Below are 12,114 nucleotides of genomic sequence, written 5' to 3'. Positions count from 1 at the left end.
GGTTCGAATCCCACACGACCCACCATTTTTGAAACCAGTTCGCTGGAATCGAATCTTAAGATCAGAGGCCAAAAGCGCTGATCGAGGAAGGCGACTTGCGAAGGTCGCCTTTTTTTTACCGGGGTATAGCGCAGTCCGGTAGCGCGCCTGCTTTGGGAGCAGGATGTCAGGAGTTCGAATCCCCTTACCCCGACCATATTAAAAATCCTCGTATCGAAAGATACGGGGATTTTTTTTGCCTGCGAAAAAGTGACTTGGTTCAAGTCATCGTACAACTTGCCGATAACCCGCCGACAAGGGCACGGACGTCCGCCCTACTTCAGGCCAACAATAAAAAAGGCACCTCGTTATGTTTCTTCGTCAGCTGAATATCGCCCCTCGTGCCGCACTGGGTTTCGCCTTGATCGCCGTGCTGGTGGCGTTGCTCGGCGTGTTTGCGCTGGGGCAAATGTCGAGTATCCGCGACAGCGAAGTCGCGGTGGAAACCCGATGGCTTCCCAGCATCCGCGGCGGGGATGAGATCCGCGAGTGGATGCTGCGTATCCGCACCATTTCCCTGCGGATGGCCTTGGACCAGGATCCGAAAAACATCCCGGTGTACCGTGGGCAAATGGATACTCGTGATAAAGAACTGAGCGAAATGATCGCCAGCTACGAGAAGCTTGTCGTCACACCTGAAGGCAAGGCGTTGTATGACCAGTTCAAGCAAACTTTCGCCGCCTACCGTGCGGGCATCGCTCAGTCTTTCACCCTGGCAGAGCAGGGCCGGCGGGACGAGTTGATCAAGCTGTTGCTGGTAGACATGAAGACCGTTGTGGACGGTTCTGGTAAACAGCTCAACGACCTGGCGCAACTGTTCTCCAAACAGGTGTCCATCGAAAGTCAAAAGTCCCAGGAGCACTACGCCACCTCCCGGATGATCGTCAGCCTGTTCATTGTGCTCGCTGCCCTGGCCACGGTTGTACTGGCGATGCTGCTCACCCGCAGTATCGTCAAACCCTTGGGCGAAGCGTTGAATGCCGCTGAAAACGTGGCCCGGGGCGATTTGACCCGGCCGATCGAAGCCCATGGCAACGACGAGGTGAGCCGCTTGCTCAAGGCGCTGGCGACCATGCAACAGAACCTGCGCGAGACGTTGCAAGGTATCAGCGCCTCGGCCACTCAACTGGCAACCGCTGCCGATGAGCTGAACGCAGTCACCCTTGATAGTAGCCAGAGCCTGCAACAGCAGAACAACGAAATCGAACAGGCCGCCACTGCCGTCACTGAGATGACCACTGCCGTGGAAGAAGTCGCACGTAACGCGGTTTCCACGTCCGATGCCACGCGCCAGTCCAGTGAATCGGCGACCCTTGGCCAAGAGCGGGTCAGCGACACCGTTGACGCCATCGGTGCGCTCGCCAGCGACGTGCAGGTCACCGGCGGCCTGGTGCAATCCCTGGCCAACCAATCGCAGGACATTGGCAAGGTACTGGATGTGATCCGGGCCATCGCCGAGCAGACCAACCTGCTGGCCCTGAATGCGGCCATCGAGGCGGCCAGGGCAGGCGAAAGCGGTCGCGGCTTTGCGGTGGTGGCGGACGAGGTGCGAGCGCTGGCTTATCGCACGCAGCAATCGACTCAGGAAATCGAACAGATGGTCCAAGGCATGCGCAGCGGTGCTACCCAGGCACTGGATTCCATGCAGGCCAGTTCCAGTCGGGCCGCCAGTACCCTGGCGATGGCGGAGCGGGCGGGCGAGGCGCTACAAACCATCACGACGTCGGTCAATGAAATCCACGAACGCAATCTGGTAATCGCCAGCGCCGCCGAAGAACAGGCACAAGTGGCTCGCGAGGTGGATCGCAACCTGGTGAACATTCGTGATTTGTCCGTGCGCTCGGCCACCGGTGCGGACCAGACCAGCGCGTCCAGCCATGAGTTGTCGCAACTGGCTAATGCCTTGCGCGCCATGGTTCAGCGGTTTCAGGTTTGATTGGGGACGCGGCCTGGAGTAAGGATTTCAACTCAAGCGCGTGATTGCCTGGGCGGCAGTCATCGCGAGCAGGCTCGCTCCCACAGTTGATTGTGGTCACCCTGTGGGAGCGAGCCTGCTCGCGATGGCGGTGTTGCTGATCCAGCGAAGTCGCTAGCGGTCGCTCCCGGTTATCTTCAGTGCAACTTCAGCCTGGGCTCAGTCCCGCGCCCGATCTTGCTGCCCAGCATCAACATCGCCGTACGGAACATGCCGTACAGCGCCACCTGATGCATGCGGTAGAGCGATACATAGAACATCCGCGCCAGCCAGCCTTCGAGCATCACGCTGCCGGTGAGGTTGCCCATCAGGTTGCCCACCGCCGAGAAACGCGACAGCGAGATCAGCGAGCCGTAGTCGGTGTATTTGTATTCGGGCAGCGCCTTGCCTTCGATCTTCAGCTTGAGGGACTTGGCCAGCAGCGAGGCCTGCTGGTGGGCGGCCTGGGCGCGGGGTGGGACGTTGCGGTCGGTGCCCGGTTGCGGGCAGGCGGCGCAGTCGCCGAAGGCAAAGATGTTCTCGTCACGTGTGGTTTGCAGTGTCGGCAGTACGTGTAGCTGGTTGATCCTGTTGGTCTCCAGCCCGTCGATTTCCTTGAGGAAGTCCGGGGCGCGAATCCCGGCGGCCCAGACTTTCAGGCTCGCGTTGATGACCTTGCCATCGACGGTGATCAGGCTGTCGGCTGTCACCTGGCCAACAGCGGCGTTGGTCATGACATTGACCCCAAGTTTCTCCAGGGTCTTGTGCACAGGTCCGCCGATGCGTTCTGGCAAGGCCGGCAGGACCCGCGGTCCGGCTTCGATCAGGGTGATGTGCATGTTCTCCGGTTTGATCCGGTCCAAGCCATAGGCAGCCAGCTCATGGGCGGCGTTGTGCAGCTCGGCCGCCAGCTCAACCCCCGTCGCACCGGCGCCGACGATGGCGACGCTGATGCGTTCGACCACGTCGGTTTGCCCGGCATGGGCGCGCAGGTAATGGTTGAGCAATTGCTGATGGAAACGCTCGGCCTGTTTGCGCGTGTCGAGGAACAGGCAATGCTGCGCCGCGCCTTCGGTGCCGAAGTCATTGGTGGTGCTGCCGACGGCGATTACCAGAGTGTCGTAACCCAGTTCACGGGCCGGCAATAGTTCCAGGCCCGCCTCGTCATAGGTGGCGGCTAGCTGGATGCTCTTGCGCTCCCGATCCAGGCCGCTCATGCGCCCCAGCTGGAAGCCGAAATGGTTCCATTTAGCCTGGGCGACGTAGTTGAGTTCGTCCTCGGAGGAGTTCAGGGAACCGGCAGCCACTTCGTGCAACAGCGGTTTCCAGATATGGGTCAGGTTCGCGTCGACCAGCATCACACTGGCCGTGCCGCGCTTGCCCAGAGTCTTACCCAGACGGGTAGCCAACTCCAGACCGCCGGCGCCGCCGCCAACGATGACAATACGATGAGTCATGGGGATATCTCGCAAGGCTAAAGGAAATCGGTGCCGTTACCCGCGCGAGTGCCACGCAACTCATAGCGTCAGGTAACTGATCAGTCGGCTCAACAGGCCCAGGCCGATGGTGATGGCCAGTACCACCACCAGGAGCATCCACGGCCGGAAAGGCCGGCGCTCGACTCGGTGTTGGGACAGTTGCAGGTACTCTTCGACATGCTTCTGGTCTTCCGGGTTCAGGCGACTGGTCATAAAGGCCTCGGCAGGTAGACGTTTCGAACGGTATAGACGCTACAGCGTCTGGCTATCCGGCATTGAAAGCAGCGTAGCCGCTCGCCGGAACAGGTTCGACACTCAAGCTGTCGTCCAGGCGAATGATTCCACTTTTTAACACCCGTGCGGTGATTCCGCCATGGCCGCGCACGGCCTGGAACGTCCCTTCGCCGAGGTTGCGTTCCAGCCGCGCGCACGGCTGGCACCAGCCGGTGGTTTCGAAGATGGCCTGGCCGATGCGAAAGCGCCGGCCCTTGAGGCTGAACAGATTGATACCGCTGACCACCAGGTTGCGGCGCAGCTCTTGCGGCAACACCGGCTGATCCACTGGGCGGCCCATCAGCGAACCGATCACAGCCAGGTGTTCCCACTGAATCAAGGTGACTTGCCGGGCATTGCGCACGCCGGGACGGGCATGGTCGCCCGTCAAGCCGGCTTCCAAGCGTGCCTCCACGGCGTCCAGTGCAATCATGGGCGCATGGCCCTGGGGTCGCACGCCTATCCAGCGTACGCGGCCTTGCTGGGGCACAGCGGCAATCAGTTCCTGCAGTGGGCTCACAGGCTGATCCCGACATCGAACACGATGCTGCGCCCCAGATTGCTGCGCAGGAAATCCGGCGCATCGGGATGGGCGAACAGTACCCGGGCAAACGTCGGCCCCACCAGCGACAGCGAGCGCCAACCCTGGCGCAGGTATTCGGTCGGCGGCGGGAAATGGCTATTGAGATCCAGCACTTCACGCTTGAGGCTGGCGAAGGCGATGATGTCCAGCTCCCCCAGGTCCATGCCGCGTTCGGTGTAGTTGTGGGCTTTCTTGCGCAGGGTCGGGGCCAGGCGCAGCAGGAACTCATTGGCCGGGATGCGTCGGGGCTTGGCTTCGCGGCGCACCAGTTGGCTCAGGGAGAAAGCGCTACGGCGGCGTTGCAGCTCGTCGCGCCATTCGTCATTGAGGCGACGGCCTTCGTCGAGGACAAAAAACACTTCGAAGTTGGCATCGCGAAATAATACGTCCGGCGGCTCTCCGGCAGGGGCGAACTCGTCGGCGCGATAGGGTACGTTCAGCCCTTGCAGCAGACGCTGGCAGACCCAACGCTCACGCTCCCATTTGCGGGCATTGGACAGAAAGGCGTTGGCTTGCTCGGCCGCGATGGTCAGCAGGCGTAAATAATCGGAATCATCCATGAGCCCAAGCTTAGCGTTCAATTGCGACAAGCTGGAAGCGTTGCATTGATTTATGGCCGGTTCGGGGTGGGGTGTAGACTGCCGGCTTGAATCCTGAGGTGATCATGGAGTCTTTGATGCAAGGACAAGCCAGAGGAGTAGCGCCATGATCGGAGCCGAACTGCTGTCTGCGCAGACGCTGACGGTCGGCTGGCTGATTTATCTGCCGGTGCTGGCCTGGGCCGTAGCGCGGGCGCCATGGGTGGAGCTGTTCACCGACAGCCGTCGCCAGCACTTGCTGTTCGGCACGGTCCTGGCCCTGTTCATGTTGTGGCTGGTGCGACGGGATTTCGATACCGGCGTCTCGTATCACTTCATCGGCATGACCGCCGTGACACTGCTGCTGGATTGGCCGCTGGCGATTCTCGGCGGCCTTTGCGCCCAGCTTGCCTTGGTGCTGCTGGGGCGCCAGGACATGGCGGCGGTGGGTATCAACGGTGCGTTGCTGATTTTGCTGCCGGTGCTGGTCACCGAGTGCTGCGCGATCCTGGTGGAGCGCGCCCAACCGCGCAATCTGTTCGTGTACATCTTCTGTTCGGGATTTCTCGCCGCCGCGCTTTCGGCGTTGTTGTGCCTGCTGGTGGGGCTTGGCCTGCTGTGGTACGACGGGGTGTTCGCCATGCCTTACTGGCTGGGAGATTTCATCGGCTACCTCTGGCTGATCATCTTTCCCGAGGCGTTTATCAACGGCATGGTGGTCAGTGCGTTGGTGGTGTTCAGCCCCGAATGGCTGGAGACCTTTAACCGTACGCGCTATCTGTCGGCCCCCTGGAAGGATGACGACAAGCCTTGATTCACATCAAGGCTGAGCAGCCGGGCGCGCTTCATGCTCTGGAAAAATTCCAGGAGCACAACCATGAGTGTTTATGAGTGGGCAAGACAAGAGATCAGGCGCAGCCAGGACGCGGCAGTGGAAATCGGCTTCGACCCAGGTCTTAGCCTGCGGGCCTTGCTCAGTGCGATCGTGCAGCAGAGCAAGGCGGTGCGCAGTGTGGAAGACCTGGCCGATGAGCTGAGTTTCCTGGCGGAGAACCTCGACGATGAACAGGACTACGGTTTCATGCGGCCTTAATGGCGGGGCTCGAACTCTTCGCTGAACAGGTCGTCCTCGGCATCGGGGCTGACCGGGATCTTGTGTTCTTCCGACGCCCAGGCGCCCAGGTCGATCAGTTTGCAGCGGTCGGAACAGAAGGGCCGGAAGGTGTTTTCCGGGCTCCATTCCACAGGGGCGCCACAGGTTGGGCAATCAACGGTTGGGGTTTGGCTCATGACTGGCCTCCACGCAAAGTAAGGTAAAAGTGATGCAGGCGCTCGACCTCGCTGTGCAGCCAGGCGAGGTCGCGGTCATTGACCACCACGTCGTCGGCATGGCTCAAGCGATCCTGACGGCTGGACTGGGCCTTGAGGATCGCCTGGACCTGTTGCTCGCTGGTCTTGTCGCGCTGCAAGGTGCGTTCGATCTGTAGTTGTTCCGGCACATCGATCACCAGGATCCGCTGGGTCATGGCGTACTGGCCGGACTCGATCAACAGCGGCGACACCAGAATCGCGTAGGGTGATTGTGCCTGGGCCAGATGATGAGCGATTTCCTCGGCGATCAACGGATGCAGCAGCGCCTCGAGCCAGCGGCGTTGCTCGGCATTTTCGAAAATCAGTTGGCGCAGGGCCGCTCGGTTCAGTGTGCCGTCGGCCTGCAATACGCCGGGGCCAAAATGTTCGGCGATTTTAGTCAAGGCCGGGCGTCCGGGTTCGACCACCCAGCGCGCCGCGTGATCGGCGTCGACGACGTGCACGCCCAGGTCGATAAAGTGCTGCGCCGCCGCGCTTTTGCCGCTGCCGATACCGCCAGTCAGGCCGAGAATCCAGGGTTTTTCTGCGGGGCTATTCATTGAAATCGACATTAGGAACCGACAGACTGCCAATAGAAGTCGGTTATTTGACCACCCCAGAGCAAGGCAATCCAGCCGGCAATGGCCAGATAGGGCCCGAAGGGGATTTGCGTCGATGTCGGTGCATCACGCAGGCGCAGCACAATGACCCCGATAACGGCGCCCACCAGCGATGACAACAGCAACGTCAGGGGCAGGATCTGCCAGCCGCCCCAGGCGCCCAGCATCGCCAGCAGCTTGAAATCCCCGTAGCCCATGCCTTCCTTGCCAGTGATCAATTTGAACACCCAGAACACCGACCACAGCGCCAGATAGCCGGCCACGGCGCCCCACATCGCCTGATTCAAGGGGACGAACAACCCGAAGCTGTTGACGATCAAGCCCAGCCACAACAACGGCAGCACCAGGGTATCGGGCAACAACTGGTGCTCGGCATCGATCAGGCTCATGCCCAGCAGGCCCCAGGTCAGCACCATCACCATTGCGGCCTGCCAGCCAAAGCCGAAATACCAGGCGACGAACGCCGACAGGATGCCGCAGGCCAACTCGGTCAGGGGGTAACGCCGGCCGATGGGCGCGGCACAACTGGAGCAACGACCGCGCAATGCCAGGTAACTCAATAGCGGAATGTTTTCCCAGGCCCGGATGCGGTGGCCGCAGTGCGGGCACTGGGAGTGCGGCAGTATCAGGTTGTAGACCGGGCCGGGGGCTTCGGCGGGCAGGCCCAGCAAGTCATGGGCTTGCAGCCGCCATTCGCGCGAGAGCATCTTGGGCAGGCGCCACACCAGGACGTTGAGGAAACTGCCGATGATCAGTCCGAGCAATAACGCGGCGAGCACAAAGGCCAGGGGATACAGCGCGAAAAACTCAGTCAGGGGCATGTCAGATCGCAGAGCCGAGTTGAAAGATGGGCAGGTACATGGCAACCACCAGGCCGCCGACGACCACCCCCAGGACCACCATGATGAACGGTTCCATCAGGCTGGTGAGATTGTCCACCAGATTGTCCACCTCGGCTTCATAAAAGCTCGCCACTTTGTCGAGCATGTCGTCCAGCGCGCCGGACTCCTCGCCGATGGCGGTCATCTGGATCGCCATGTTCGGGAATATGCCTGAAGCACGCATGGAAAAATTCAACTGCATGCCGGTCGAGACATCCTGCCGGATGCGTTGTACCGCACGTTTGAACACCACGTTGCCGGTGGCGCCTGATACCGAGTCCAGGGCCTCCACCAGCGGCACGCCGGCCGCGAATGTCGTGGACAGGGTCCGGGCGTAGCGGGCCACGGCGGATTTGTACATCAGGGTGCCAATCAGCGGCAGTTTGAGCAGCCATTTATCGCGCCAGTCACGCAGGCCCTGGGAGCGCTTGAGTGCATGTTTGACACCGAAGAACGCCGCCGCCGCGCCGCCCAGCAGCATCCACCACCACTGCTGCATGAACTCCGACAGGCCGATGACCATCACCGTGAAGGCCGGCAATTGGGCGCCGAACCCGGAGAATACCGATTCAAACTGCGGCACCACCTTGACCAGCAGAATCCCCGTGACCACGGCGGCGACGAGCACCACGGCGGCCGGGTAGGTCATGGCCTTCTTGATCTTGGCCTTGAGGGCTTCGCTTTTTTCCTTGTAGGTCGCGACGCGCTCCAGGAGCGTATCCAGGGCGCCGGCCTGTTCACCGGCGTCCACCAGGTTGCAGTACAGTTCGTCGAAGTATTGCGGGCTCTTGCGCAACGACGCGGCGAAGCTGTTGCCGGCGGCGACTTCCTGTTTCACTTCGTCCACCAGCTTGCGCATGTTGGCGTTGTCGAAGCCTTCGCCAATGATGTCGAACGCCTGCAACAAGGGCACGCCGGCCTTGAGCATGGTCGCCATCTGACGAGTGAACAGGGCGATATCCAATGGCTTGATACGCTTGCCCTTGCTGAATATCGACGTGGACTTCTTGCGTACCTTGCCTGGGTTGATGCCTTGTTTGCGCAGCTGGGCCTTGACCAGGGCCGGGCTCTGACCGGTCAGCTCCCCAGTCATTTTTGCGCCCTTGCGGTCTTTGCCTTCCCACGTGTAAACGTCGGTTTTTATTGCCTTGACCGCCATGTTCAATCCTTGGTGACCCGGTTGATTTCTTCGAGGCTGGTGATGCCTTGCATCACTTTGAGCAGTCCCGAGGCGCGCAGGTCATTAAAACCGTCCTTACGCATTTGCAGGTCGATTTCCAACGAGTTGCCCTCGGCCATGATCAGCCGTTGCAGCTCGGGCGTATTCTTGACCACTTCGTAAACCCCCACGCGCCCCTTGTAGCCGTTGTTGCACTGTTCGCAACCGACCGGCTCATAGATCGTGAACGAGCCGATGCGTTCCCGGGGGAAGCCTTCCTTGAGCAGGGTTTCCTCGGGAATCTCGATGGCCCTTTTGCACTGCGGGCACAGCTTGCGCGCCAGCCGCTGGGCGATGATCAGGTGGACCGCCGTGGCGATGTTGAAGCCGGGAATGCCCATGTTGTGAAGACGGATCAGGGTTTCGGCGGCGCTGTTGGTGTGCAGCGTGGAAAGCACCAAGTGTCCGGTCTGCGCGGCCTTGATGGCAATTTCGGCGGTCTCCAGGTCGCGGATCTCGCCCACCATGATCACGTCTGGGTCCTGGCGCAGGAACGAGCGCAGGGCCTGGGCGAAATCCAGACCCTGGCGTGGATTCACGTTGACCTGGTTGATGCCTTCCATGTTGATTTCCACCGGGTCCTCAGCGGTAGAAATATTGATGTCCACGGTGTTGAGGATATTCAGCCCGGTATAGAGCGACACGGTTTTGCCAGAGCCGGTGGGTCCGGTGACCAGAATCAACCCTTGTGGTTGTTTGAGAGCGGCCATGTACAACTCTTTCTGATCCGGCTCGTAGCCCAGGGCATCGATGCCCATCTGCGCACTGGAGGGGTCGAGGATCCGGATCACCACTTTTTCACCCCAGAGCGTCGGCAGGGTGTTGACCCGGAAGTCGATAGACTTGTTTTTCGACAGGCGCATTTTCAGACGCCCGTCCTGGGGTTTGCGCCGCTCGGAAATATCGAGGCTGGCCATGACCTTCAGGCGCGCGGCGATGCGGGTGCCCAGCTGGATCGGCGGGCGGGCCACTTCCCGCAGCATGCCGTCGGTACGCACCCGCACCCGGTAGATTTTTTCATAGGGCTCAAAGTGCAGGTCAGAGGAGCCGCCCTTGATCGCGTCCAGCAGCATCTTGTTAACGAACCGCACCACCGGCGCGTCGTCGGTGTCCTGGCCGGCGATGGAGTCCTGCTTGTGATCATCGATCGACTCGATGTCCAGGCCATCGAGGTCGACATCGCCCATGCCTTCCAGGCCGGTGCTGGAAGACTCGAAAAACTTTTCGATAGCGTCGCTGAGCTTGTCGTCCTCCACCAGGATGGCTTCGGTGGTCAGGCCGGTGCTGAACTGAATGTCATTGATGGCCTGGTGGTTGGTGGGGTCGGAGATGCCCACGAACAGTTTGTTGCCACGTCGCCACAGCGGCAGGGCGTGATGCTGGCGCACCAGTTTTTCGCTGACAAGGCCGGTGGGTTGGGTTTCCTTGTCCAGGCTGTTGAGGTCCAGCAGGGCCACGCCGAAATGCTCCGAGGCAATTTCCGCCACCTGGCGACTCTGGACCAGTTTGTTCTGCACCAGGTAACTGACCAGAGGCATGCGACTGCTTTGGGCTTGTAGGTACGCCTGCTGCGCACTTTGCTCGGTGATCATTTCGGCCAGTACCAATTGCTTGGCCAGACCGCTTAAGGCGATGTCATTCATGGGAATCCCGAACGCGGACAGTTCATGACTTATAGCCTAGTCAAGCATCCAGACCAAACCAGCGGTGCGGGGTGACAAAAAATGTCAGATAGTGCGGTTGTTGGGGTAGGACCTAGCGGCGCTACGGGTCGAAGTCCCTTGCCAGCGGGCGCGATAGGGTTGGCACAGGCCGTGCAAAGGTCCCTTCAGGTCATGAGACTCCACCTCATGCTATGGAGATATCTATGAATAAGCAGAAGGGTTTTACGCTGATCGAGTTGCTGATCGTTGTGGCGATCATCGGCATTCTGGCGACGTTTGCGTTGCCGCAGTATTCCAAGTATCAGGCTCGCTCCAAGGTTACAGTCGGGCTCGCAGAAGCTTCTTCGTTGAAGGTGCCGTTCGAGGACCTTATGAATCAAGGTACCACTCCAACGCTGACAAATGTGGGCGCGCCAGCGTCGAGTAGTAACTGCTCGATGGCCGTCACGGGTGACGCTGCGGCCGGAACCGGTTCCATTGTTTGCACCATTGCTAATGCACCCGCTTCCATAAATACCCGAACGATTACCCTCAGTCGTGCGTCGACAGGCGTCTGGACCTGCACTTCTACGGTCTCGCAGGAATTTTTGCCGGCGGGCGGTTGTACGGGGGCAGCGACTCCTTGATATCGGTTTGATTTTGGGAAATGGCACGCTATGGCCACGGAAAATCTTAACAATTCATAAACTTAGCGAGAGCCGAAAACCCGCAACTTGCATGTCCAAAATCAGCAGGCCATGCATTTTGCATGATTGTGAAAATTGCCGTTTCGCTTAACTGATTGATTTAAAACGAATTAATAGCGAGCGCAAAACTGGCACAGCCTTCGCACTACTCCTGTTAACCCTGCCGGGAAACACCTCCGGCAGTTTTTGAGAAAAACAGGAGTTACTCGTATGAAGAAGTTCGCTATCACTGCCGCAGCTGCCACCGCCCTGACTCTGACCATGGCTAGCGCTTTCGCCGAGACCACTCAAGCAACTCAGGCGCCAATGATGCTGGCTGCTGGTGAAGTGACAGAGGCTAAGGAAGACGTTTCTGATACCTGGATCACCACCAAGGTCAAAGCCGATCTGGTCACTGAAAAAGGCATCCCAGGTTCCGATATCAAGGTAGAAACCAATAAAGGCGTAGTGTCGCTGTCGTCGACTACCGTCCTGACCGACGCGCAAAAAGACACCGCCGTGGCGATCACCAAGAAAATCAAAGGCGTGCGAGACGTTTCGGCTGACGGCCTGAAATCCGAGTAAGACTCAAGACTTCTCGCCTGGACCGGGAGAAGGCACGGCAAGCGGGCTGAGACATACGTTTGCCGTTGCTTTGGAGTTCATGCGAAAGGCCACACGGACGTGGCCATTACAGGCCCCCGGCATTCGTGCCGGGGGCCTGTTCTATTGCGCGATGGAAAAGTATTCAGGGATCAGCCTGGGAAATCGAGTGGCCCTTTTCGCGAGCAAGCCCGCTCCCACAATGGA

14 protein-coding genes, 1 tRNA gene and 1 pseudogene are annotated in these 12,114 nt (G+C 59.9%); 7 read left to right on the top strand and 9 right to left on the bottom strand.

Going from position 1 to position 12,114, the window contains the following annotated elements:
• The first annotated feature begins 119 nt into the window (after nt 1-119).
• The 3 genes and pseudogenes from HU811_RS18675 (at nt 120) to HU811_RS27785 (ending at nt 1,975) form a co-directional block, all read left to right on the top strand.
• A tRNA-Pro gene (locus HU811_RS18675) sits at nt 120-196 on the top strand.
• A gap of 153 nt (nt 197-349) precedes the next feature.
• A pseudogene (locus tag HU811_RS27790) lies at nt 350-1,120 on the top strand (MCP four helix bundle domain-containing protein); the annotation flags it as partial.
• Nucleotides 1,112-1,975, top strand: a complete 864-nt coding sequence (locus HU811_RS27785) for a methyl-accepting chemotaxis protein (protein WP_437179496.1) — start codon at nt 1,112-1,114, stop codon at nt 1,973-1,975. The pseudogene HU811_RS27790 and the gene HU811_RS27785, both read left to right, overlap by 9 nt.
• A 176-nt stretch (nt 1,976-2,151) precedes the next feature.
• Here HU811_RS27785 and HU811_RS18665 read toward each other — a convergent pair whose 3' ends face one another.
• The 4 genes from HU811_RS18665 to HU811_RS18650 are packed head-to-tail and all read right to left on the bottom strand — an operon-like array spanning nt 2,152 to nt 4,887.
• Nucleotides 2,152-3,450: an NAD(P)/FAD-dependent oxidoreductase gene (locus HU811_RS18665; RefSeq protein WP_186657404.1), complete on the bottom strand. Its 1,299-nt coding sequence runs from the start codon at nt 3,448-3,450 to the stop codon at nt 2,152-2,154.
• Nucleotides 3,451-3,510: 60 nt separating this feature from the next.
• The gene (locus tag HU811_RS18660) at nt 3,511-3,684 is read right to left on the bottom strand and encodes a DUF3094 family protein (protein ID WP_076386361.1); all 174 of its coding nucleotides are present in this window, start codon (nt 3,682-3,684) and stop codon (nt 3,511-3,513) included.
• 52 nt (nt 3,685-3,736) lie between these two features.
• Complete coding sequence (locus HU811_RS18655; RefSeq protein ID WP_047229867.1) at nt 3,737-4,264, bottom strand: MOSC domain-containing protein; 528 nt, start codon at nt 4,262-4,264, stop codon at nt 3,737-3,739.
• Nucleotides 4,261-4,887, bottom strand: coding sequence for a DUF1780 domain-containing protein (locus HU811_RS18650; protein WP_047229866.1), 627 nt, complete (start codon nt 4,885-4,887; stop codon nt 4,261-4,263). Before HU811_RS18650 ends, HU811_RS18655 begins: the two co-directional genes overlap by 4 nt.
• 145 nt (nt 4,888-5,032) lie before the next feature.
• Between HU811_RS18650 and HU811_RS18645 the strand changes: the two genes are divergently transcribed.
• Both HU811_RS18645 and HU811_RS18640 read left to right on the top strand, forming a co-directional pair.
• A complete protein-coding gene (locus HU811_RS18645; protein ID WP_186657402.1) occupies nt 5,033-5,719 on the top strand; it encodes an energy-coupling factor ABC transporter permease in 687 nt (228 codons plus the stop codon).
• Nucleotides 5,720-5,782: 63 nt separating this feature from the next.
• On the top strand, nt 5,783-5,998 hold the full coding sequence (locus tag HU811_RS18640) for a hypothetical protein (RefSeq protein ID WP_092402997.1): 216 nt from the start codon (nt 5,783-5,785) through the stop codon (nt 5,996-5,998).
• Here HU811_RS18640 and yacG read toward each other — a convergent pair.
• Genes yacG through pilB form a run of 5 tightly spaced genes read right to left on the bottom strand, consistent with a single transcriptional unit; the run spans nt 5,995 to nt 10,618 of the window.
• The gene (gene yacG, locus HU811_RS18635) at nt 5,995-6,195 is read right to left on the bottom strand and encodes a DNA gyrase inhibitor YacG (protein WP_047229863.1); all 201 of its coding nucleotides are present in this window, start codon (nt 6,193-6,195) and stop codon (nt 5,995-5,997) included. The two genes, HU811_RS18640 and yacG, sit on opposite strands and share 4 nt — an antisense overlap.
• Nucleotides 6,192-6,815, bottom strand: a complete 624-nt coding sequence (gene coaE / locus HU811_RS18630) for a dephospho-CoA kinase (protein ID WP_092459835.1) — start codon at nt 6,813-6,815, stop codon at nt 6,192-6,194. Before coaE ends, yacG begins: the two co-directional genes overlap by 4 nt.
• An 11-nt stretch (nt 6,816-6,826) precedes the next feature.
• Nucleotides 6,827-7,696, bottom strand: a complete 870-nt coding sequence (locus HU811_RS18625) for a prepilin peptidase (RefSeq protein ID WP_186657400.1) — start codon at nt 7,694-7,696, stop codon at nt 6,827-6,829.
• Nucleotide 7,697: 1 nt separating this feature from the next.
• Nucleotides 7,698-8,915, bottom strand: coding sequence for a type II secretion system F family protein (locus HU811_RS18620; RefSeq protein WP_186657399.1), 1,218 nt, complete (start codon nt 8,913-8,915; stop codon nt 7,698-7,700).
• Between the two features lie 2 nt (nt 8,916-8,917).
• Entirely contained in the window at nt 8,918-10,618 is a 1,701-nt protein-coding gene (pilB, locus tag HU811_RS18615; protein ID WP_092459839.1) for a type IV-A pilus assembly ATPase PilB, read from the bottom strand.
• A gap of 224 nt (nt 10,619-10,842) precedes the next feature.
• Here pilB and HU811_RS18610 point away from each other — a divergent pair, with 224 nt between their 5' ends.
• Both HU811_RS18610 and HU811_RS18605 read left to right on the top strand, forming a co-directional pair.
• On the top strand, nt 10,843-11,265 hold the full coding sequence (locus HU811_RS18610) for a pilin (protein ID WP_186657398.1): 423 nt from the start codon (nt 10,843-10,845) through the stop codon (nt 11,263-11,265).
• A 270-nt stretch (nt 11,266-11,535) separates the two neighbouring features.
• The gene (locus HU811_RS18605; RefSeq protein ID WP_047229857.1) at nt 11,536-11,889 is read left to right on the top strand and encodes a BON domain-containing protein; all 354 of its coding nucleotides are present in this window, start codon (nt 11,536-11,538) and stop codon (nt 11,887-11,889) included.
• Nucleotides 11,890-12,114: the final 225 nt, after the last annotated feature.

Origin of the sequence: Pseudomonas tehranensis (assembly GCF_014268615.1) — a bacterium.
Lineage (GTDB): Bacteria > Pseudomonadota > Gammaproteobacteria > Pseudomonadales > Pseudomonadaceae > Aquipseudomonas > Aquipseudomonas tehranensis.
This window is presented reverse-complemented; position numbering and strand designations above follow the sequence as displayed.

Bases quoted from the DNA above. Each gene is read 5' to 3' on its own strand.
- HU811_RS27785 (WP_437179496.1), top strand. From the start codon at position 1,112: ATGCAACAGAACCTGCGCGAGACGTTGCAAGGTATCAGCGCCTCGGCC.
- HU811_RS18665 (WP_186657404.1), bottom strand. From the start codon at position 3,450: ATGACTCATCGTATTGTCATCGTTGGCGGCGGCGCCGGCGGTCTGGAG.
- HU811_RS18660 (WP_076386361.1), bottom strand. From the start codon at position 3,684: ATGACCAGTCGCCTGAACCCGGAAGACCAGAAGCATGTCGAAGAGTAC.
- HU811_RS18650 (WP_047229866.1), bottom strand. From the start codon at position 4,887: ATGGATGATTCCGATTATTTACGCCTGCTGACCATCGCGGCCGAGCAA.
- HU811_RS18645 (WP_186657402.1), top strand. From the start codon at position 5,033: ATGATCGGAGCCGAACTGCTGTCTGCGCAGACGCTGACGGTCGGCTGG.
- HU811_RS18640 (WP_092402997.1), top strand. From the start codon at position 5,783: ATGAGTGTTTATGAGTGGGCAAGACAAGAGATCAGGCGCAGCCAGGAC.
- yacG (WP_047229863.1), bottom strand. From the start codon at position 6,195: ATGAGCCAAACCCCAACCGTTGATTGCCCAACCTGTGGCGCCCCTGTG.
- coaE (WP_092459835.1), bottom strand. From the start codon at position 6,815: ATGAATAGCCCCGCAGAAAAACCCTGGATTCTCGGCCTGACTGGCGGT.
- HU811_RS18625 (WP_186657400.1), bottom strand. From the start codon at position 7,696: ATGCCCCTGACTGAGTTTTTCGCGCTGTATCCCCTGGCCTTTGTGCTC.
- HU811_RS18620 (WP_186657399.1), bottom strand. From the start codon at position 8,915: ATGGCGGTCAAGGCAATAAAAACCGACGTTTACACGTGGGAAGGCAAA.
- pilB (WP_092459839.1), bottom strand. From the start codon at position 10,618: ATGAATGACATCGCCTTAAGCGGTCTGGCCAAGCAATTGGTACTGGCC.
- HU811_RS18610 (WP_186657398.1), top strand. From the start codon at position 10,843: ATGAATAAGCAGAAGGGTTTTACGCTGATCGAGTTGCTGATCGTTGTG.
- HU811_RS18605 (WP_047229857.1), top strand. From the start codon at position 11,536: ATGAAGAAGTTCGCTATCACTGCCGCAGCTGCCACCGCCCTGACTCTG.